The 19,521-nt window shown below is 69.9% G+C and carries 20 protein-coding genes, 2 tRNA genes and 1 pseudogene; 3 read left to right on the forward strand and 20 right to left on the reverse strand.

The features are described 5' to 3' along the window. Positions 1–13: 13 nt before the first annotated feature. From P0Y41_RS03030 to P0Y41_RS03040, 3 genes and pseudogenes are all read right to left on the reverse strand, one after another. Positions 14–1,921: a PH domain-containing protein gene (locus P0Y41_RS03030; protein WP_284062517.1), complete on the reverse strand. Its 1,908-nt coding sequence runs from the start codon at positions 1,919–1,921 to the stop codon at positions 14–16. After that, positions 1,921–2,378 (reverse strand): annotated as a pseudogene (locus tag P0Y41_RS03035) (PH domain-containing protein). Before P0Y41_RS03035 ends, P0Y41_RS03030 begins: the two are co-directional and overlap by 1 nt. Before the next feature lie 80 nt (positions 2,379–2,458). Further along, the gene (locus P0Y41_RS03040; RefSeq protein WP_284062518.1) at positions 2,459–5,329 is read right to left on the reverse strand and encodes an ATP-dependent helicase; all 2,871 of its coding nucleotides are present in this window, start codon (positions 5,327–5,329) and stop codon (positions 2,459–2,461) included. Between the two features lie 168 nt (positions 5,330–5,497). Between P0Y41_RS03040 and P0Y41_RS03045 the strand changes: the two genes are divergently transcribed. Beyond that, complete coding sequence (locus tag P0Y41_RS03045) at positions 5,498–6,310, forward strand: MBL fold metallo-hydrolase (RefSeq protein ID WP_284062519.1); 813 nt, start codon at positions 5,498–5,500, stop codon at positions 6,308–6,310. After that, on the forward strand, positions 6,307–7,281 hold the full coding sequence (locus P0Y41_RS03050) for a DMT family transporter (RefSeq protein ID WP_284062520.1): 975 nt from the start codon (positions 6,307–6,309) through the stop codon (positions 7,279–7,281). Before P0Y41_RS03045 ends, P0Y41_RS03050 begins: the two co-directional genes overlap by 4 nt. A gap of 34 nt (positions 7,282–7,315) precedes the next feature. Here the strand turns inward: P0Y41_RS03050 and P0Y41_RS03055 are convergent, their stop codons facing one another. Together P0Y41_RS03055 and mvk are read right to left on the reverse strand one after the other, a co-directional pair. Beyond that, complete coding sequence (locus tag P0Y41_RS03055) at positions 7,316–8,050, reverse strand: isopentenyl phosphate kinase (protein ID WP_284062521.1); 735 nt, start codon at positions 8,048–8,050, stop codon at positions 7,316–7,318. Then, positions 8,051–9,067 carry a mevalonate kinase gene (gene mvk / locus P0Y41_RS03060; RefSeq protein ID WP_284062522.1) on the reverse strand — a complete coding sequence of 339 codons (1,017 nt, stop codon included), beginning with the start codon at positions 9,065–9,067 and terminating at the stop codon, positions 8,051–8,053. Between the two features lie 365 nt (positions 9,068–9,432). On the opposite strand from mvk, the gene P0Y41_RS03065 reads away from it, so the two are divergent. Further along, positions 9,433–9,780: a hypothetical protein gene (locus tag P0Y41_RS03065; RefSeq protein WP_284062523.1), complete on the forward strand. Its 348-nt coding sequence runs from the start codon at positions 9,433–9,435 to the stop codon at positions 9,778–9,780. 108 nt (positions 9,781–9,888) lie between these two features. On the opposite strand, the gene rpsB is transcribed toward P0Y41_RS03065, so the two are convergent. The 15 genes from rpsB to P0Y41_RS03140 form a co-directional block, all read right to left on the reverse strand. Continuing rightward, positions 9,889–10,653, reverse strand: a complete 765-nt coding sequence (rpsB, locus tag P0Y41_RS03070; RefSeq protein ID WP_284062524.1) for a 30S ribosomal protein S2 — start codon at positions 10,651–10,653, stop codon at positions 9,889–9,891. Beyond that, positions 10,650–11,861, reverse strand: coding sequence for a phosphopyruvate hydratase (gene eno / locus P0Y41_RS03075; protein ID WP_284062525.1), 1,212 nt, complete (start codon positions 11,859–11,861; stop codon positions 10,650–10,652). Before eno ends, rpsB begins: the two co-directional genes overlap by 4 nt. Further along, positions 11,862–12,044, reverse strand: coding sequence for a DNA-directed RNA polymerase subunit K (locus tag P0Y41_RS03080; RefSeq protein WP_284062526.1), 183 nt, complete (start codon positions 12,042–12,044; stop codon positions 11,862–11,864). After that, the gene (locus P0Y41_RS03085; protein WP_222607868.1) at positions 12,041–12,235 is read right to left on the reverse strand and encodes a DNA-directed RNA polymerase subunit N; all 195 of its coding nucleotides are present in this window, start codon (positions 12,233–12,235) and stop codon (positions 12,041–12,043) included. Before P0Y41_RS03085 ends, P0Y41_RS03080 begins: the two co-directional genes overlap by 4 nt. Positions 12,236–12,247: 12 nt before the next feature. Next, positions 12,248–12,646: a 30S ribosomal protein S9 gene (locus P0Y41_RS03090; protein WP_284062527.1), complete on the reverse strand. Its 399-nt coding sequence runs from the start codon at positions 12,644–12,646 to the stop codon at positions 12,248–12,250. Next, on the reverse strand, positions 12,640–13,107 hold the full coding sequence (locus P0Y41_RS03095) for a 50S ribosomal protein L13 (RefSeq protein ID WP_284062528.1): 468 nt from the start codon (positions 13,105–13,107) through the stop codon (positions 12,640–12,642). Before P0Y41_RS03095 ends, P0Y41_RS03090 begins: the two co-directional genes overlap by 7 nt. Then, the gene (locus P0Y41_RS03100) at positions 13,104–13,460 is read right to left on the reverse strand and encodes a 50S ribosomal protein L18e (RefSeq protein WP_284062529.1); all 357 of its coding nucleotides are present in this window, start codon (positions 13,458–13,460) and stop codon (positions 13,104–13,106) included. Before P0Y41_RS03100 ends, P0Y41_RS03095 begins: the two co-directional genes overlap by 4 nt. A gap of 114 nt (positions 13,461–13,574) precedes the next feature. Beyond that, positions 13,575–13,659, reverse strand: a tRNA-Leu gene (locus P0Y41_RS03105). A gap of 144 nt (positions 13,660–13,803) precedes the next feature. Further along, positions 13,804–14,553, reverse strand: a complete 750-nt coding sequence (locus P0Y41_RS03110; protein WP_284062530.1) for a DNA-directed RNA polymerase subunit D — start codon at positions 14,551–14,553, stop codon at positions 13,804–13,806. Between the two features lie 3 nt (positions 14,554–14,556). Further along, positions 14,557–14,952: a 30S ribosomal protein S11 gene (locus P0Y41_RS03115; RefSeq protein ID WP_222607873.1), complete on the reverse strand. Its 396-nt coding sequence runs from the start codon at positions 14,950–14,952 to the stop codon at positions 14,557–14,559. After that, the gene (locus tag P0Y41_RS03120; RefSeq protein ID WP_284062531.1) at positions 14,953–15,477 is read right to left on the reverse strand and encodes a 30S ribosomal protein S4; all 525 of its coding nucleotides are present in this window, start codon (positions 15,475–15,477) and stop codon (positions 14,953–14,955) included. After that, positions 15,474–16,013, reverse strand: a complete 540-nt coding sequence (locus P0Y41_RS03125) for a 30S ribosomal protein S13 (RefSeq protein ID WP_284062532.1) — start codon at positions 16,011–16,013, stop codon at positions 15,474–15,476. The genes P0Y41_RS03120 and P0Y41_RS03125 overlap by 4 nt, the downstream gene beginning before the upstream one ends. Positions 16,014–16,032: 19 nt before the next feature. Continuing rightward, positions 16,033–16,116: transfer RNA gene (locus P0Y41_RS03130), tRNA-Ser, on the reverse strand. A 217-nt stretch (positions 16,117–16,333) separates the two neighbouring features. Then, a complete protein-coding gene (locus P0Y41_RS03135; protein ID WP_284062533.1) occupies positions 16,334–17,869 on the reverse strand; it encodes an ATP-binding protein in 1,536 nt (511 codons plus the stop codon). 89 nt (positions 17,870–17,958) lie between these two features. Beyond that, on the reverse strand, positions 17,959–19,428 hold the full coding sequence (locus tag P0Y41_RS03140; protein WP_284062534.1) for a CoA-acylating methylmalonate-semialdehyde dehydrogenase: 1,470 nt from the start codon (positions 19,426–19,428) through the stop codon (positions 17,959–17,961). Positions 19,429–19,521 lie beyond the last annotated feature (93 nt).

Here is a 19,521-nt window from a genome sequence, read left to right on the forward strand (position 1 = left end):
CCGCGCCGACGTATCAGCCCCCGTCGCCGTCGTCAGCGGGCGCGGAGTCCTCGTCGACGCCGTCCGCCGTTCGCTCGGCGGCGGAGCCCCGTCCGTTGGCCGCCGCGGAGTCCAGCCCGTCGCTCCCGCTCGCGACGGCGCTGCCGCCCGAGGGACCGTCGGCGGACGCGCGCTGTCGGCGGTTGCGCCGCGCGCGCCGGCGGGCCGTGAGGTCACCGCGCAGGCGGTCGAGCAGTTCCTCGCGGAGGTCGTCGGCCGCCTCGGCGTCGAGGTCGTGAGCGACCGCGTCGCCGCCGAGCAGTCCCGAGGACGACGCCGAGTCGCCGACGACGGACGCGAGGCGTCGCCGCCGCTGGAAGAGGGTCCGCGAGACGAACACGGTCTGCAGCCGGAAGTACGGCACCAGCCGGGTGTGCCGGCGGAGCACGCCGCCTCGGGTGACGAACCCGTCGGAGACGGTTGCGTGCCCGCGGTTCGCCCACGAGAGATGGCCAGCCAGCGGCGCGAGCGCGACGCCGACCAGCGGCGCGAGCGCGACGAACCGCGGGAGGTCGAACGCGAACCGGTCGACGCCGATTGTGACGGCAGTCACCGCCAGCGCCGCGAGCGCGTAGCGCGCGACGTATCGGCGGCGGGCGCGGACCGGCGGGCGCTCGACGACCTCGATCCCGAACGCGTCGTCCGTCGCGGACGTGTCGTCTCGATCGTCGCTCTCGCCCGCGCCCGTGTCGACGCCCAACTCGGCGCGGACGTCGTCCGCGAGCGCGACGACGCGCTCTCGGGTGTCCAGCGGGACCGCCGTCTCGACGCCGCCGCCGCCCGATCCCGGAGCGTAGCCCGCGGTGTCGATCGCCAGACTGGCGTAGCCGAGGCGACGCATCGCGGCGTTCTCCGAGACCGTGAGCGTCTGCACCTTCGAGAGCGGGACGGTCCCGCTGTAGCGACCGAGGAGCCCGCGCTCGTAGCGGAGCTCGTCGCCGACCCGCTCCAGCCGGAAGCCGTAGTACCTGACGAACGTCAGGGCGGCGCTGACGACCCAGACGACGAGCAGGAACCCGACGACGCCGAGCAGGCCGAGCGACACCAGATCGCTCGTCCCGAGCGACGGCACGTCGCCAGGTCCGACCTCCACGTCGATGATCCCGTAGCGTACGAGCAGGCGCCCGCCGTCGAACAGCAGGTCGTCGAAGAGGCTCGCGCCGACGAACGGCGCGATCACCGCGCCGGGGTGGAACGACACCGCACACAGCGTCGCGAACCGCCGACCGGTGAGCTCGTACAGGGTCTCCGTTTCCGTCCCCGTCTCCGCCTCGGGCGCTGGCTCCGCGGTCGCTCCCGCGTCGGCGACCGCCGTCGAACCCGCGCTCGCGACGCCGTCTCGACGCGGATCGGCGTCCGTCGCGTCGCGGTCCCCCTCGCTCGTCCGCGTGGGCTCGACGCCGTCGGCCTCCTTGCCTCGCCGCCCGCGATCGCCACGGCGACCCCGGCGACCAAGCTCCTCCCGGAGACGGTCGGCCTCGTCGCTCCCGACGGCGTCGAGCGTCGCCTCCGTCGCGCCGCCGCCGGCCGTCTCGACGGTCACGGTCGCGATCCCGAGCGCGCGCTGGAGGACGCTCCGGCGAACGTCCACGTTCTGGACGCGGTGCAGGGGGATCTCTCGGTCCTGGCGCGAGACGACGCCCGACGTGACCACCAGGCGGTCGGAGAGAACCTCGTACTCGAACCGGTACCACCGAGCGAGCGCGGCGCCGGCGCCGACGAGGAACGCGGCCGGGACCGCGGCCAGCGCCACCGGACCGGTTCCGCCGCCACCGCCGCCCATCCCCGCAACCGCCGTGGTGGCGAACAGCGCGAACAGCGCGAGCTGTCCGCCCGATCGGAGCGCGCTGACGGCCGCGGAGGCGGGATGGAGTCGGGCCATCAGACGGCGTCGAACTCCGATTCGGTCGCGAGTTCGCGCAGGCGCTCACGGAGGTCGCTCGCCCGCGCCGGCGTCAGCCCGGGGATGGTGATGTCGGCGCCGCGCGATCCGGCCGTGTAGACGACGACGGAGGCGAGCCCGAGCGCCCGCTCGAGGGGCCGCGTCGGGTGTCGACGTGCTGGACGCGCACGTACGGCACCGACGAGTCGACGCGGGTGAGGACGCCGCGAACGAGATACAGCGAGTCCTCGCGGATCTCGAAGCGCCAGACGCGATAGCGCACGAACGCCGCGGCGACGCCGAGCGCGACGACGACGACTGCGACAGCCGCGGCCGCCGCGGGCGGCACCGGCGCGCCGACTCGCTGGGCGACGAGGCCGACGGCGAGGATCACCCCGCCGGGGACGAGCGCGGCGACGAGCCACGCCAGCCGGACTCGCGGATTGAGCGATTCCATACTCGGCGTTCGGTCGCCTCCGGTAAACGCTGTGGGGTCGCGTCGCGGGCGTTCGGCGCCCGAGTCAGCTGGCGGCTGGGTCATTCGGCGTCCGACTCAGTCGCCGGCGACCCGTCTGCGACTGCACTCCGAGAGCCTGGGGCGCCTCCGCGCTCGGGGCGGTCGCCCACCTCCTCAAGCACCCGAGCGTGGAACTCCGCCAGCGCCGCCGCCTCGTCCTCCGCGAGCACCGTGTCGCTTGCCGACAGCGTCGCCAGCCCGAACGCCCGCGGCGACGGCGTGTCGACCTCGTGGTGGACGACCTCGATGTCGCCCGACTGCACGGACGCGAGTACCTCGCTGATCCCCGCCACGTGCAGTTTGTCCTCGATGATCTCGCGGTACGTCTCCTCCAGCACCGCGAACGAGTCGAGGTCCTGGGCGAACGAGACGAGCATCTCCGCAGACACCTGTTGTTGGGCGGCGGACTTCTCGTGGCCCTTGTAGCGCGCGAGGATCAAAAGCGACCGCGTCGCGTTGATCCGGAAGTACCGTTTCAGGAGGTCCGTCCCCTCCAGCGACGCCCGCAGGTCCGACGCCACCGCGCCCGGTTCGATCGACCGGAGCACGTCGGCGACGTTCACCTTGCGGTTCAGCGGCATCGAGACGGTGAAGCCGGTGTCTGCGACCGCGACCTGGACGTTGGCGTTCGCCCGCTGGGAGCACCGGTAGGCGACGAGTCGCGAGAGGCCGTCGTTGAACCGCCGACCGTAGGCGCTGTGGACGTGGTAGCGGCGTCGGTACTCCCCGCGGTCGAGGACCTGCTCGACGACGATCCGCTCGGGCGTGGCGACGCCGTCGGCCCCGAGAAACCGACGCTGCTCGTCGTACATTCGAGCGATCGCGCGAACGGAGTTTTCGTCCAAGGGGTGCCTGCGGAGCCAGCGGCGCGCGGTCGCCTGCCCGCCCTCGTCGAGCCGGTCCAGCAGGTCGCGCTGGAACGAGAGGATCTCCCGCCCCAAGTCGTAACTGAGCGGGAGGCGCTCGGAGAACCACGAGGGGACCGTCGGACGCTGTCCGGAGGGGTCGACGTACACCTTCGAGCCGCGCCGGTAGCTGTACTGGTACGTCGACCCGCCGAGCTGGAATACGTCTCCCGGGTCCAGCGTGTCGAGGTACGACTCGTCGAGTTGCCCGACCCACTCGTCGCCGCCGCGGACGAACACGTCGATGGTGAACGAGTCCGGGATGGTGCCGACGTTCGTCAAGTAGATCACCCGCGCCAGCCGTCCGCGCTTGCCGATCAGCGGTTCGCCGACCGGAAACGCCTCGTAGTGGTGCTCCCCGTCGGGGCGGTCGTTCGTGTCGCGCCACACTTTCGCGTACGCGTTCTTCTCTTCCATCCCCTCGTAGTCCGCCGTGAGATACCGCATGAGCTGTTCCCACTCGGCGTCCGAGTAGCTGCGGTACGGGTACGCCGACCGGAGCGTGTCGAGCACGGCTGACTCCCGTTTCACGCCGTCGATCGCCATCCCGTACACCTGCTGGGCGGCGACGTCTTGGGCGTCGTCGGGGACGAACACGCGGTCGACGAACCCCTCCTCGGCCCGCTGGAGCATGACGGCGCACTCGACCAACTCGTCGCGGTCGAGCGCGATCACCCGTCCCTCGACGGTCCGCCCCAGGCGGTGACCCGCGCGACCGACGCGCTGGAGCAACGAGGCGACGGACTTCGGCGAACCGACCTGCACCACCAGGTCGACGTGGGGCATGTCGATCCCCAGCTCCAGCGACGTGGAGGTGGTCACCACGTCGATGTCGCCGGACTTCAGTTTCGCTTCGACGGCCTCGCGGTGCTCCTTCGACATCGAGCCGTGGTGACACCCCGAGTCGGACTCGTCGTACCCGTAGCGTTCGCGGAGGTTCGTCAGCACGCGCTCGGCGCCCGAGCGGGTGTTGGTGAACACGAGCGTGTTCTCGTGGTCGTCGATGAGCTCGTGGAGGCGGTCGTAGAAGCGGTCGTTCACCACCTCCCGCGGCGTGTCGATCAGGTCGTCGGTCGGACACTCCAGCCGGAGATCGAACTCGCGGACGAACCGGGTGTCGACGATCTCGCAGTCGCGCGGGCGCCACTCGCCGCCGCCTCCGGTTCCGACTCCTGCGGCGTGGCCGTCCCCGGAGTCCGAATCGGACTCGTCGGCTTGTCGCTCCCCGCCGACGAGGAACTGCGCCATCGTCGACAGCGGCTCGACCGTCGCCGAGCAGCCGATCCGCGTCGGGGACGAGTCACAGAGTCGTTCGAGTCGCTCGAGCGACACCGAGAGGTGGGTTCCGCGTTTGTTGTCGGCCAGCGAGTGGATCTCGTCGACGACGACGTACTCCACGCTGCGGAGGTGCGCTTTGAACTTCGGGGAGTTGAGCAGGATCGCGAGCGTCTCCGGCGTCGTGTTGAGGACGTGCGGCGGCGACTCCAGCATCGCCCGGCGCGCTGCATCGGGCGTGTCGCCGTGCCGGATCGCCTGCCGGATATCGGCGTCGTGGCCGCGGGCGTCCAATCGGTCCGAGATCCCGTCGATCGGCGCCGCGAGGTTGCGCGCGATGTCGTTCGCGAGCGACTTCAGCGGCGAGACGTACAGGCAGTAGACGCCGTCGTCGAGGCCGCCGTCCAGGTCGCGCTCGCGACGGAACAGGTCGTTGAGGACGGCAGTGAACGCCGAGAGGGTTTTGCCCGACCCGGTCGGGGACGCGACCAGGCAGCTCTCGCCCTCGTCGATCAGCGGGATCGCCTCGCGCTGCGGCGGCGTGAAGAAGCCGCCGTTGCCGCCGACGTACGCGCCGAACTGGTCGACCCACCACTCGCGGACGCTTGGCTCCAGACGGTCGAGCACGTCGCCGTCGGCGATGTCGACGGCGGCGGGGTCGAAGTCGTACCCGGCGTCGGTCGCGGCGAGCAACTCCCGCCCGTCGGTCATGACGATCGGCAGGGGCCGAGGCGGTAAGTCGGTTGTGGGGGCCCGGGTCGCCGCACGAGCCACCGCTCCGGACCCGGTCCGCCACCGATCCCGCACCAGTCCGTCACCGATCCCGCACCGGTCCGCGCGAACCGCAACCACTTCCCCCGCGGTCGCCGACGACGAGGTATGCGCGTCACGTTCCTCGGGACCGGCTCGGCGATGCCCGTCGCCGACCGCGTCCAGACCGGTCTGCTCGTCGAGGCGGCCCCCGGCGACCGCGCCCCCCTGCTGGTCGACTGCGGCGCCGGGATCCTCCACCGGCTCTCCCAGACTGACCCGGGCTACGAGGCGGTCTCGACGGTCCTGCTCACGCACCACCACCTCGACCACGTTTCCGATCTCCTCGCGCTGCTCAAGGCCCGCTGGCTCGCGGGCGAGCAGCGCCTCCACGTCGTCGGCCCGCCGGGGACGAAGGCGCTGCTCGACGACCTGTTGGCCGTCGGCGAGTTCGAGTACCTCGACGGGCGCGCCGACCTGAGCGTGCGCGAAGTCCACCCCGGCGCCGAGTTCACGCTGGCCGGGGTGACGGTCGAGGCGTTCGAGACGCGCCACTCGAAGCAGTGTCTCGCGTACCGGTTCTCGGACCGCGGCAGCGACGCTGACGAGTCAGTCGCCGGTGCTTCCGACGCCGACGCCGACGCCGGCGGCGACTTCGTCTTCTCGGGCGACTCGGAGGCGTTCGACGGGCTCGCGAACTTCGCCGACGGCGCTCGCGTGCTCGCACACGACTGCTCGTTCCCCGACGAGGTCGACGTGGACAACCACCCGACGCCGACGCAGTTGGGCGAGGCGCTGGCCGGCCGTGACATCGACCGCGTCTACCTCACGCACCTGTATCCGCACACCGAGGGCCGACACGACGACATGCTCGACGCCGTCGGCCGCCACTTCGACGGGGACGTGCGGGTCGCCCGCGACGGTCTTCGCTTCGAGCTGTGAACCGCGACGCGCTCGGCTTTCTCGCGCTCGCGGCGCTGTGGGGAACGGCGTTCGTCGCGACGAAGGCGGCGCTGGCGGAGTTCCCGCCGGTGCTGCTGGGTGCGCTGCGCTTCGACATCGCCGCCGCGGTCCTCGTCGCCGTCGCGGTCGCGTCCGGCGAGCGGCTCCGACCGGCCGGCCGCGGCGACGTCGCGCCGATCCTGACGGGCGGCGCGTTCAGCATCGGACTCCACCACGCGCTGTTGTTCACCGGCCAGCAGTACGTCTCGAGCGCGGTCGCGGCGACGCTGCTCGGGCTGATCCCGGTGCTCACGCCAGTCGCCACGCGGGTGGCCCGCCCGGACGAGCGCATCGACGCCGTGGGCGCCGTCGGCCTGCTCGTGGGCTTCGCCGGGCTGATCCTGATCGCGGACCCGGACCTGGCTCGGCTCGCGAGCGACGCAACGGGAGTGCTTGGCGGCGCCGGCGGGGAAACCGGCGTCGCGGGCGGCGTTGCCGCGGGAATCTCGGCCGCGAACGTCGGAGCGCTGTTCGTGTTCGGCTCGGCGGTCGCCTGGGTCGCCGGCGCGGTGACGACCCGGGAGGACGACGCCACGCTCGGCCCGCTGGCGCTGCAAGCGTGGATGGCCGCAGTCGGCGCGTTCCTGCTCCACGTCGCCGCCGCGGTCGTCGGGCAGTCGCCCGCCGGGCTCGACCCGTCCACGGCGGGGCTGGCGTGGCTCGCGTACCTCGCGATCGTCCCCGGCGCTGGGGGCTTCCTGCTGTACTTCCGGCTGCTCGACCGGCTCGGTCCGATCCGCGCGGGGCTACTGGAGTACGCGATCCCGCCGTTCGCGGCCCTGTTCGGGTTCCTCGTACTCGGGGAGACGCTCGCGGCGGACACCGTGTGGGGGTTCGCGTGCATCCTCGCGGCGTTCCTCCTGGTCCAGCGCGTGCCGATTCGGGCGGCGCTGCGGCGTCGGTTCGGGTGAGCCGCGCCGGCGTCGACGCCGGCCTTCGGGCCCCTCACCCGATCCGCGTCCCGGGCTCTTCGCCCGCGAGGAAGGACCCGATGTCGTCCGGGCCGAACACGTCCGCCGGCGAGCCGAGCGCGAGCAACTCGCGCACCTTCGCGGCCATCCCGCCGGTCACGTCCGTCGCGTCGCTGACGCCGAGCACGTCCGCGACCTCGTCGAACGCGTCGATCCGTGGGATTACCTCGTCGTCGCCGTCGAGGACGCCCGGAACCGTCGAACAGAGGCCGACGCGGTCGGCGTCGAGCGCCGACGCGAGTTCCGTCACGATCTCGTCGCCCGAGAGGACGGTGACGCCCTCGCCCGCGTGGACGACGCCGTCGCCGTGGAGCACGGGGACGAACCCCTCGTCGAGCATCGTCGCGACCTGATCGGTCATGAGGGTGAGGTCGCCGGCGGCGTCCCGCACCGCCGCAGAGAACGGGTGGACCGGGACCGCCGGCACGTCCTCGGCGTGCAGCCGCGAGAGCACGAACCGGTTCAGCGTCGTCATCGCGCCGTGGACGTCCATCACGCCGCCCGCGTCGCGGATCCCTTCGGTCGTGCTCGCGCCGTGTTCGGCCGCGTGGTGGTGCCCGAACGAGCCGCCGCCGTGGACGACGACGAGGTTCTCCACGTCCGCCTCGGCGATCGCGGCCGCGAGCGCCGCCAACGTCTCTCCGTCGAGGGTCTCCGGGCGGTCCTTCTCGGTGATGACCGAGCCACCGAGCTTCAGGACGGTGACCATCTACGCCACCTCCACCCGGACGCCCTCGGTCGCGAGCTCGGCGCGGAACGACTGCTCGCACTCGGCGGTGTAGCCGAGCGCGTGTTCGGTCTCGTCGGAGGAGTCCAGCGCGACCGTGCAGCCGCCGCCTCCGGCGCCGGTCAGTTTCGAACCGTGGGCGCCCGCCTCACGCGCGGCCCACACCATCGCGTCCAGCGAGCGCGAGGAGACGCCGAGCGCCTCCAACAGCCCGTGGTTGAAGTCCATGAGCTGGCCGAGCTCCGCGAGCAGTTCGTCGTCGGGCTCCGTCTCGGGGTCGGCCGCGGCGAGCAGCCGTTCGCCCTCGCGGGTGAGATCACCGATCGTCGCCACCGTGTCCGCGGCGAAGTCGTGCTCCTCCCTGAGGGTGCGAACGCCCGCGACGAGCCGACCGGTGTCTCCGGCGCCGCCGTCGTAGCCGACGACGAACGGAAGCGGCGGCGCGTCGATCGTCCGTGTGTCGTCGCCCTCGACGCGGACGGCCCCGCCCATCGCCGAGCAGTACGTGTCCGCGCGCGACGCCTGGCCGTCCTGCACCTCGTACTCCGCCCGGTAGGCGCGGCGGGCCACCTCCTCGGGATCCAACTCGGTGCCGAGCGCACGCGTCGCCGCGTCGATGCCGGCGACCACGACAGCCGCCGACGAACCGAGGCCGGCGCCCAGAGGGATGTCGGACTCGACGGTGATGTCGAAGCCCGTCTCGGGGGCGCCGGCGGCCTCGCGGGCCTGGTCGACGGCGGCTTCGATGTACTCCGTCGCCGCCGACAACAGCGGCGTCGGCACGTCTACGTCAGGCCGGTCGTCAACGCCCCCGCCCCAGGTGACGGTGAAGCCGTCAAGCGAGAGGTCCGCCGCGTCGACGCGGACGCGCCCGTCCGCCCGCGGCTCGACGGACACGCGTGCGCGGCGCTCGACCGCGCACGGCACCGCCGGCTCGCCGTACACGACCGCGTGCTCGCCGAAGAGGTACACCTTTCCCGGCGCGCTGCAGGTGGTCATACCCGCGACCAGCATCCCGGCCCTAACAGCCGTTTCGACTCCGGCCGGGGCGAACGCCCGCCTCGGGATTGATACGCGCTGCGGTACGGTTATATGAGGTCCGACCCCGTGTCGAACCGTGGCGCTCGGCGACCGCGTCTCCGCGGGATCCCACGGCGCCACGCCCGCAGCCGCGGACCGGCGACCCAGGGAAAGAGGGAATGCACGCCGTCGCGACCGGGATCCGGTCGTCTCGGGTCGGCTCCGCGGTGTCGACTTCACCACCGACAGCCACGTCACTCGACTGCCCGTCCGCCTGGATCCAGATTATATCGTTTGATAAATTCAACCGCGGAATTATGTGCGTCGATGTGGCTCCTTCTCTCATGAGTTCGACGACGCCACCGAACGCATCCCCGCACGTGGACCGTAGTCGGGACGGCACGCGCTTGCGAGTCGAACTCTCGGGTGCGTTCGAGGCGGCGGACGTCGTCACGGCGATGGCGCGAGCGCGCCACATTGCCGAGGAGTGCGACGCCGAGTTCGGCGTCGTCGTCGACGTGCGTGAGTTCACCGCCCGCGGGGACGCCCTCGCCGCGCTCGGGGAGTGGGAAACGTTCCTCCGCATGGCGGGCGCAACCGCGGTCGTTCGCGTCGGTGACGAGGACGCTGTCGGAGGCGCCGACCGCCGTGCGTCGTCGATCGAGGAAGCCGAGCGACTGCTCTCGCGGTAGGCGCCGCGGTCGACACACGTCGCTCTCCGTCCGTTCGACAGGCGTTCGGCGGCGCCGGGGCTGGCGACTGTGACTACAAAGGAGTGAACGCGAAATTCAGCCGTCGGCTTACAGTTCGGCCTCGAAGTCCTCGAGGGCGTAGCCGGGCTCGGCGCCGCGGCGGTCGAGCGTCTCGTTGGCGAGCAGCCAGTAGACGACCGAGAGCGCTCGGCGACCCTTGTTGTTCGTCGGAATAACCAGGTCGACGTTGCTGACCTGGTTGTTGGAGTCACACATCGCGATGACGGGGATGCCGACCGTGATTGCCTCCTTCACCGCCTGCGCGTCGCCGATGGGGTCGGTGACGACCACGACGTCCGGCTCGATGTAGCCGGCGTACTCGGGGTTCGTCAGCGTCCCCGGGATGAAGCGACCGGTGCGCGCGCGCGCGCCGATTGCGTCGGCGAACTTCTCGGCCGGGAAGCGACCGTACTGGCGCGAGGAGGTGACGAGCACCTGCTCGGGGTCGTAGTTGGAGAGGAACGATGCCGCCGTCCGGATCCGGCCGTCCGTCTTGCTCACGTCGAGCACGTACAGACCGTCGTCGCGGACGCGGTGGATGAACCGCTCCATGTCCTTGGTCTTCTGCTGGGTCCCGATGTGGACCCCAGCCGAGAGGTAGTCCTCGACGGGGATGAGCAGGTCTGCCTCGTCGTCGGGCATGACGTCCTCGTCGAAGCGCGGGCTCTCCTCCTCGTCGGCCTCCTCGGCCGCCTCGGTCTCCTCGGGCTGTTCCTCAGTGTCGTCGGGCGACTCCTCGGCCGCGGGCTGGGTCTCCTCGACCTCCTCCTCGGCGTCCGTCGCCTCTTCGGTGTCGTTCTCGCTTTCGCTCATACTGCCTCCTCCGCGATGCGGATGAGTTCGTTCAGCTTTGCGGTGCGCTCGCCGCCGACCGTCCCCGTCTTGATGAACGAGGCGTCGGTCGCGACGGCGAGGTGTGCGATGGTCGTGTCCTCGGTCTCGCCCGAGCGGTGGGAGACGACCGCGTCCAGCCCGTTGCGCTGGGCCAGTTCCACGGCGTCGAACGCGTCCGACAGCGTCCCGATCTGGTTCGGTTTGATCAGGATGCTGTTGGCCGCGCCCTCGTCGATGCCCCGCGAGAGGCGCTCGACGTTCGTGACGAACAGGTCGTCGCCGCAGATCAGCGTGCGGTCGCCGACCCGATCGGTCAGCTCGGCGAAGCCGTCGTAGTCGTCCTCGTCGAGGGGGTCCTCGACGTACGCGAGGTCGTAGTCGTCGACCAACTCGGCCATGTACTCGACCTGCTCGGCCGAGGTGCGCTCGGCGTCGCCGTAGCGGTAGACGCCGGCGTCGGCGTCGTACAGCTCCGAGGCGGCCACGTCGAGACCGAACTTGATCTCGAACCCGAGCGCCTCCTCAACGCGCGAGGTGGCCTCGTCGACGATCTCGAACGCCTCGGCGTCGGAGACGGCGGGCGCCCACGCGCCCTCGTCGCCCTTCGCGGCGGCGACGCCGCGGTCGGCGAGGATCTCGGCGACCTCGGCGTGGACATCCGCGTTGGCGAAGACCGCCTCCGCCACCGACGGCGCGCCAACGGGCGCCGCGAGGAACTCCTGGATGTGCGTCGCTTCGGCGGCGTGCTCGCCGCCACCCACGACGTTCCCCAGCGGGACCGGGAACGATCGGTCGGCGTCACGGAAGGTGCCGCCGAGGTGCTGGAACAACGGCGCGCCCAGCACGTCGGCACCCGCCTTCGACGCCGCCATCGAGATGGCGACGGCGCTGTTGGCGCCGATCTCAGAGAAGTCGTCCGTCCCGTCTGCCGCGTGCAGGGCCGCGTCCACGTCGCGCTGGTTGCCGGCGTGAACCGACCGCTCCAAGCGCGGGACCGCGTGCTCGCGGGCCATCGCGATCGCCTCCTTCGCCGGGAGCTCGATCGCCTCGTACTCGCCCGTCGACGCCCCGGAGGGCGCCGCCGCGCGGCCGAAGCCGCCCGACTGGGTCAATACGTCGGCCTCAACCGTGGGGTTCCCCCGCGAGTCGAGCACGCGACGAAGCGACACCGACTCGATCAGGGTCATCTACGTGCCCTCCCGGCGGACCGTGAACGGCAACACGCCGGCGTCGTACTCCTCGGCCGCGATGAGGATCGGCTCGGACTGGTCGCTGTCGATCAGCGCTGGCGCTCCGTACGCCAGCTGCAGCGATCGTGCGCCCAGAATGCGGGCCTTCTCGTACCGGTTGTACTCCAGGTTCCCGCTCATTGGTATGGGGAGACGACGTCGACCAGGTCGGTGTGACTCACCATCATCCGCCGACAGCAGTGGCGGTCCACGCCGAGTTCGTCGAGGACCGCTGCGGGGTCCTCGTCGCCCTCCTTGGCGCGAGCTTTGAACTCCTCCCAGTGTTCACCGATGACGTTGCCGCACGTGAAACACCGGACAGGGATCATCATGGGTGGATCACCTCAGCGGTACGACTTCTGGTAGCGAGCGCGTGCGCCGGGCCCGCCCCACTTCTTCGGTTCGCTCTGCCGGGAGTCGTTCACCAGCAGGGAGCGGTCGAACTCCATGAACGCGTCGCGGAGCTCTGCGTCGTTTCGGTGCTGCACGATGCCGCGTGCGATCGCCGTGCGGACCGCGTCCGCCTGACCGGCGAAGCCGCCGCCGTTGACCGACACCTCGACGTCGACCTCCGAGCGGAGGTCTTCGCCGGCGACGCGGAACGGCTCCAGCATCTTCAGGCGCGCCATCTCGGGTTCGACCAGCTCGACGGGCTGGGAGTCGATACGCACTCGCCCCTCGCCGTCCGTGACGGTGGCGCGGGCGACGGCGGTCTTCTTCTTTCCGGACGTGTTCGTTACCATGTGACGTTGGCCCCCAGGTCCTCGGAGATCGCACCGAGGGTGGTGAACTTGATGTTCGACAGTCGATCGAGGGAGGTGCCATCGAGCACCTCCGGCTCCGGCGCGTCCTCGTCGGGCGAGGTCGTCTCGGAGTCGAACGGGTTACCGACGTACACGCGGACGTTCTCGAACGCCTCGCGACCCTTCGTGGTCTTGTACGGCAGCATCCCGCGGACCGACCGCTTGAAGATGCGGTCCGGTCGCTTCGGGTAGTACGGGCCCGAGTCGGAGCCGAGGTTCGCGCGCGTGCGGTACTTCTCAAGCGTCGCGTCGGTGTTCCCGGTGATCACGGCGCGCTCGGCGTTGATGATCGCGACGCGCTCGCCGTCGAGCGCCTGCTGTGCGACCTTCGACGCGACGCGACCCATGATGGCGTCGCGTCCGTCGACGACCACGTCGGCCTCGAACTCTGCGAGGCTCATCGGATCACCCGGACATCGGTCCCTTCGGGGTTGTTCGACAGCGCTTCCTCCAGCCGGACGGCCTCGCCTGCCTGATCGATCTTCGTCTCGGCGGTGCCGGAGAAGTCGATGGCGGCGACGGTAACGTCCTTACGGAGCACGCCCGAGCCGAGCACCTTGCCCGGCACGACGACGGTCTCGTCCTCGTTTGCGTACCGCTCGATGCGGCCGAGGTTGACCTCCGCGTGCGTGCGCCGCGGCTTTTCGAGCCGGTCGGCGACGTCCTGCCAGACGCTGGCATCGGACGAACGCGCGACCGACTTCAGTTCGGCGATGAGGTTCTGAAGTCTCGGATTAGTCTTGCTACTACTCATACGGTTTCCTCTTGAGTGAGAGTTGTTGGATCGGTCGCGAGCCGCCGACGGCGACCACGCGACGTGTGGTCGCGCCGGTAACCGGTCGCGACTGAGTCCACGTGAGAACGGGAGTGCAGGGGGCAGGATTTGAACCTGCGAACCTCTACAGGACAGCGCCCTGAACGCTGCGCCGTTGGCCAGACTGGGCTACCCCTGCTCGCGTCCCGTCGTTTGCCGTCCCACCGGATAACCCCTTCGGTCCACCCCGTCCGTACGAGACGGTGACGGCGCGCCGGCTGGCCGGTCGGACGCGCCGCGGGGGCGAACAATCGGTGGGTGTGGTGAGACGACATGTGATTGGTTAAACTGCGACTTTCTCTGCGAGTTCGTCCGCGCGGTCACGCAACGACTCGACCGCACGGAGCGTGAGTTCCTCGACGCTCATCGACCCGTCCGTCTCGATCTGGAAGACGAACGCGCCGGGAACGTCCTCGATGTCCAGCTCCTTGCCGGGGTATCGGTTGGTGAGATCGGAGTCGAACTCCTCGGTGTGGACGAGTTCGCCGTCCTCCGTTTCGATGACGCCGCGGAGGATGTTCGGCTCCTCCTCGTCGAATTCGTCGGCGTCGCCGACGACGCTCACGCGCTGCAGGTGGCGGTAGCCGACGGCCACGCCGCCCTGGTGTTTCGCGTGCTCTTTGCCGGAGTCGAGCACCGCGTCGGCCTCGAACTCCAGCCGCTGTCCCTCCTTCAGCTCGATGATGGGGACGTTCTCGTCGGCCGGCTGGACGAGGTCGTCGGACGTCTCGATGTCGCCCGAGTACGCCGTCGCCGGTCCCTCGACGTCGAGCGCGAGGGTGACGGTGTCGCCGACCTCGTAGTCGTCAAGCGGCGTCGTCAGGGGGACGAGCCCCAGGCGGAGCCCGACCATCTCGTCGAACATCACCGACGAGTTCTCGACGAACCGAACGGTGTCGATCGAGAACGTCGGGACTTCCGAGAGGATCGTCCGGCGCAGGCCGTTCGCGACCGCGGGGGTGAGCCCGCGCACGAGCAGCCGCGCGGATCGGTCGTCTCGGGTGACTACCTCGACGTCGAAGTCTGCAGCCATGGATTACAGGCGGTTCTTTTTCGGCGCTCGAGTGCCGTCGTGCGGGATCGGGGTCACGTCCTCGATGCGACCGATCTCGATCCCGGCGCGGGCGAGCGCGCGGATCGTCGGCTGCGCGCCCGGGCCCGGGGACTTCTGAGCGTTGCCACCGGGGCCGCGGATGCGGACGTGGACGCCCTCGATTCCCTGCGCCTTGAGCTGCTCGGCGACGCCCTCGGCCATCTGCATGGCCGCGTACGGCGACGCCTCGTCTCGGTTCTGCTTCACCACGGCACCGCCCGAGGACTTGATCAGCGTCTCAGCCCCGGTGATGTCGGTCACCGTGATGAGAGTGTTGTTGAACGACGCGAACACGTTCGCGATCGCCCAGCGACTCTCGGTGGTCTCGGATTCGCTCATTTACTGACCCTCCGCGCGTTCGGGGTGGAGTTCGTCGGCAAGCGGGGACTGCTCGTCGAAGTCGACGAGGTCCTCCTCGACCGTCTCGACCTTGTAGGACGGGCGCGTGACGCGGGCGTCCCCGACGACCACGTGGCCGTGGAGGATGAACTGCCGCGCCTGCTTCGTCGAGTTACCGACGCCGTTGCGGTAGGCGACCGTCTGGAGCCGACGTTCGAGCACGTCGGTCACGTCGAGCGACAGGACGTCCGTGATGGCGTCCGTCTCGTCGAGGATGCCGAGGCGCTGGAGCCGCGCGACGAAGTCGGCGCCGGCCTCGTTGGCCGCCTCGACGTCGCCCTGCGACTCGCCGATGAGGCGTCGCGCCTCGCGGCGGTAGCGACGCAGTTCCGACTGCGCGCGCCACAGTTCCTCTTTGTTCTTCAGGCCGTAGCGGGAGAGCAGATCCGACTCCTCGTCGATGCGCTCGCCCTGGTACGGGTGGTTCGGCGTCTCGTAGCGCTTGGTGGAGGTTCCGGTACTCATTCGTCGTCATCCTCCGCGGCGGCCGCTTCCTCCTCGGCCTGTTCTTCGCGGATCTCCTCGACGTTGACCCCGATGGTGCCCTCGGTCCGGCCCGTGGACTTGGTCCGCTGTCCGCGGACCTTCTGCCCGCGCTTGTGGCGGGTGCCCTTGTAGGAGTCGATCATCTTCATCCGGTTGATGTCGTGGCGGCGCTTCTCGTTGAGGTCCGAGCCTACGATGTGGTCGGTCTCGCCGGTGAAGAAGTCCTTCTGCCGGTTGACCATCCACTCGGGCACGTGCTCCGAGAAGTTCTCGACGACGTCGACGACGTCGTCGATGTCGTCTTGATCGAGGCGGCCGAACGTGGCGGTTCGGTCCACGTCGGCGGCCTCGGCCACCAGGCGCGCCGTGCGCTGGCCGATGCCTTTCATGTCGCTGAGGCTGCGCTCGACGGACTTCGTCCCGTCCAGGTCCGTCTGGCCGATCCGGACGAAGTACTGGAGGTCCTCGTCGTCCTCCTCCGCGTCGGGCGCGTTCTCTGGTTCTTCTGCACTCATGTCTTGTCTGTGTGGTCAGCGTTGCGGCGGGGATTCGAACCCCGGAGGCTTGCGCCACTGAGTTAGCAACCCAGCGCCTTGGGCCAGGCTTGGCTACCGCAACACCCTGTCTGTTGTATCGTCGCCTCGCGAGCCACCGCGGCTCCGGACTCGGGACCCGGCGCCCCTACAGTGTCTGCGTTCGATGTAACTCGGAGCCCGTACTTAAGCGTCACGAAACCCGCGGTCGTCGTGCGAGGGCGTCACGACCGTGTGAACGCCCAGCACGGTGGTTTCGAGCATCCGTTCGAACGCGGGACCGCCGGCGCCGCCGCGCTCGCTCAGGGGTGCTCTTCGTCGACGAACTCGAACCGGGCCCCGCCCGTCTCGGACGCGGTCACGGACGCGGTCCAGCCGTGGGCCTGTGCGATCTCGCGGACGATACTCAGCCCGAACCCGGTTCCCTCCTCGCGGGTGGTGTACCCGTGGTCGAACACCGAATCGCGGTCCGACTCCGTGATGCCCGGGCCGTCGTCGGCGACCGCGAAGCCCCCGGCCGTCGATTCGACGACGACGTGCACGTCGTCGCCCCCGTGTTCGACGGCGTTACGGAACAGATTCTCCAGCAGTTGGAGCAGGCGGCTCCGTTCGGCCACGAGCGTCGCCGCGCCCTCGGCGTCGAGTGTCGCCGACCCGGTGTCGACGGTCGACCACGCCTCAGCCGCCGCCGCGCGCAGGTCGGTCGGTTCCGGGTCCTCGACGGCACTCCCCGTCCGCGCCATCGTCAGCACGTCCGAGATGATCTGCTCCATTCGGTCGTGGGCGCGGGTCGCCTTTCCGAGGCGCTCGTCGTCGAGTTCCGCAGACAGCAGTTCGAGCTGGCCCTTCGCGACCGCCAGGGGGTTGCGGAGGTCGTGGCTCACGATCGTCGCGAAGTCCTCCAGCCGATCGTTTTGGCGCCGAAGATTCTCCTCGACGACCTGTCGTTCCAACTGCGCCGACACCCACTCGGCCATGAGCTCCACGAGCGTCACCTGCCACTCGTCGAACGCCTGGGTGCGCGGCTCGCGGTCGTAGAAACAGAACGTCCCGTACACCGATCCGTTCACCCGGACCGGCGCCCCGAGGTAACAGGATATCCCCCAATCGGTGTAGCCGTCGCGTTCCGCCAACACCTCGTCCTCGCCGACGTCGTTGAGTGCGAGCGCCTCCTCGCTGAGGACGGTCCGCTCGCAGTTGGTCGCAGACAGGTCGACCACGTCGCCGGCGGCGACGCTGTCGTCCGGGGCGTGCACGATCTCGAACACGTACTGGTCGTCTCGGATCCGGGAGAGCGTGCCGTACTCGGTGTCGAGCATCTCGGCCCCGATCTGGAGGAGCCCGGAGACGCGACCCTCGAACGTCTGGTCTGGCTCCGCGAGCGTCTCGGTGATATCCGCCAGCGCCTCCTCGTGCGATCGGAGCCGCTCGCGCCGCTCGCGCTCCTCGCTCACGTCCCGGAAGAACACCGACAGCCCCGACGGGGAGGGATACGCCCTGACCGCGAGCCACGCGTCCAGCGGCTCGTAGTACGCCTCGAACTCGACGGTCGACTGCGTCTCCATCGCCTCGACGTAGCTGTCGTGGAACTCGGTGTCGACAGCCTCGGGGATCAGCTCCCAGATCCCACGCCCGACGAGGTCGTCCTCGGCGCCGCCGTCGATCGCATTTCGGATGATGTCCTCGCCCTTGTCGTTGAGGTAGGTGAACCGCCACTCGTCGTCGAGCGCGAAGAACGCGTCCGTCATCCGATCGAGGAGCGCTGGATCGAGCAGCGAGTCGGCGTCGACGCCGGGCTCGTCACCTCGGGATCGGGGTCGCTCCTCGGAGTCAGTCATTGCCGATGGAGTGTTTGGAGCACAGATAAATTCCTCGGCGACCCCTCGATCGGAATCGGGAGCGCTTCGACCCGGTTCGGCGGAACGAGTCAGTTATCGGGCCATCGCTCGATGAACACCGTCTCGTCGGTGTAGAAGCGCACGGCGTCGTCGCCCTGGGCGTGCAGGTCGCCGAAGAAGGAGTCCTTGTCGCCGCCGAAGTGGAAGAACGCCATCGCGGCGGCAGTGCCCACGTTGACGCCGACGTTGCCGGCGTCGATCTCCAGCCGGAAGCGCCGGGCCTCGCCGCCGTCGCTGGTGAACAGCGACGCCGCGTTGCCGAACTGCGACCGGTTCACCAGCGAGAGGGCGTCGTCGAAGTCCTCCGCGCGGATCAGCGCCAGCACCGGTCCGAAGATCTCTTCGCGGGCGATCGTCGCGTCCGGGTCCACGTCGCCGAAGATGGTCGCGCCGAGGTGATACCCCGACGCCGGCACGTCCTGTTCGCGACCGTCGAGGAGGAGTTCGCCGCCCTCCTCGACCCCGGTTTCGACGTACTCCAGCACCGAGTCGCGGTGCGGGCCGGACACGAGCGGCCCCATGTCGGTCGACTCCTCCAGCCCCGGACCGATCTCCATCGCCTTCGCCTCCGCGACGAGGCGCTCGGCGAACTCGTCGTACACCTCGTCCTCGACGACAGCGACGGGGTTCGCGAGACAGCGCTGGCCGGCGTTGGCGAACGCGGACGAGCAGGTCTGCTCGGCGGCGAACTGCAGGTCAGCGTTCGCGCTCACGACGACGTGGTTCTTCGCACCGCCCTGCGCCTGCACGCGCTTGCCGGCGCCCGCGGCCGTCTCGTACACGTGCTGGGCGATCGGCGTCGAGCCAACGAACGACACCGCCTCGATCCCGTCGTGGGTGATGAGTCGGTTCACGGTGTCCGGGCCGCCGTGGACGACGTTCACGACGCCGTCGGGGAAGCCGGCCTCGTCCACGAGGCTCGCGATCCGGTTGGCCGTGAACGGGTCGCGCTCGCTGGGCTTGAGCACGAACGTGTTGCCCGTCGCGACCGCGTACGGGAGGAACCACAGCGGGATCATCGCCGGGAAGTTGAACGGCGTCACCGCGACGACGGTTCCCAGCGGCTGGCGCACCGCCGTCTCGTCGATGTTCGGTGCGGCGTGCGGGAGGTGGCCCGCCTGCATCATCGTCGGGATGCCGCAGGCGACCTCGACGTTCTCGATGCCGCGGCGGATCTCGCCCATCGCCTCCGCCTTCGTCTTGCCGTGTTCGGTGACGAGCACCTCCGCCAGCGACTCCTGATGCTCCTCCAGCAGCGCCTTCAGTCGGAACAGCGGTTGAATACGCTCTTCGACGGCCGTCGTGGACCACTCCTCGAACGCCTCGTTGGCCAGCGCGATCGCCTCGTCCTCGTCGTCGGCCGACGAGAACGCGACCGACCCGACCTGTTCGCCGGTCGCCGGGTTTTCAACGTCGAGCGACTCGCCGCCGTTCGCCTCGCGCCACCCGCCGCCGACGTAGTTGTGCGCGACCTCGCCGTCCCCGATGGGATCTACCATGATGATCGATCACGCACGTCGTGGGAAAGAGCTACCGTTGGCGGTAGTCGTTGTCCGGAATCGGCTTGTGGGAACGACCGCGACGAGATCGAG

The organism is Halobaculum halobium, from assembly GCF_030127145.1.
GTDB classification, from domain to species: domain Archaea; phylum Halobacteriota; class Halobacteria; order Halobacteriales; family Haloferacaceae; genus Halobaculum; species Halobaculum halobium.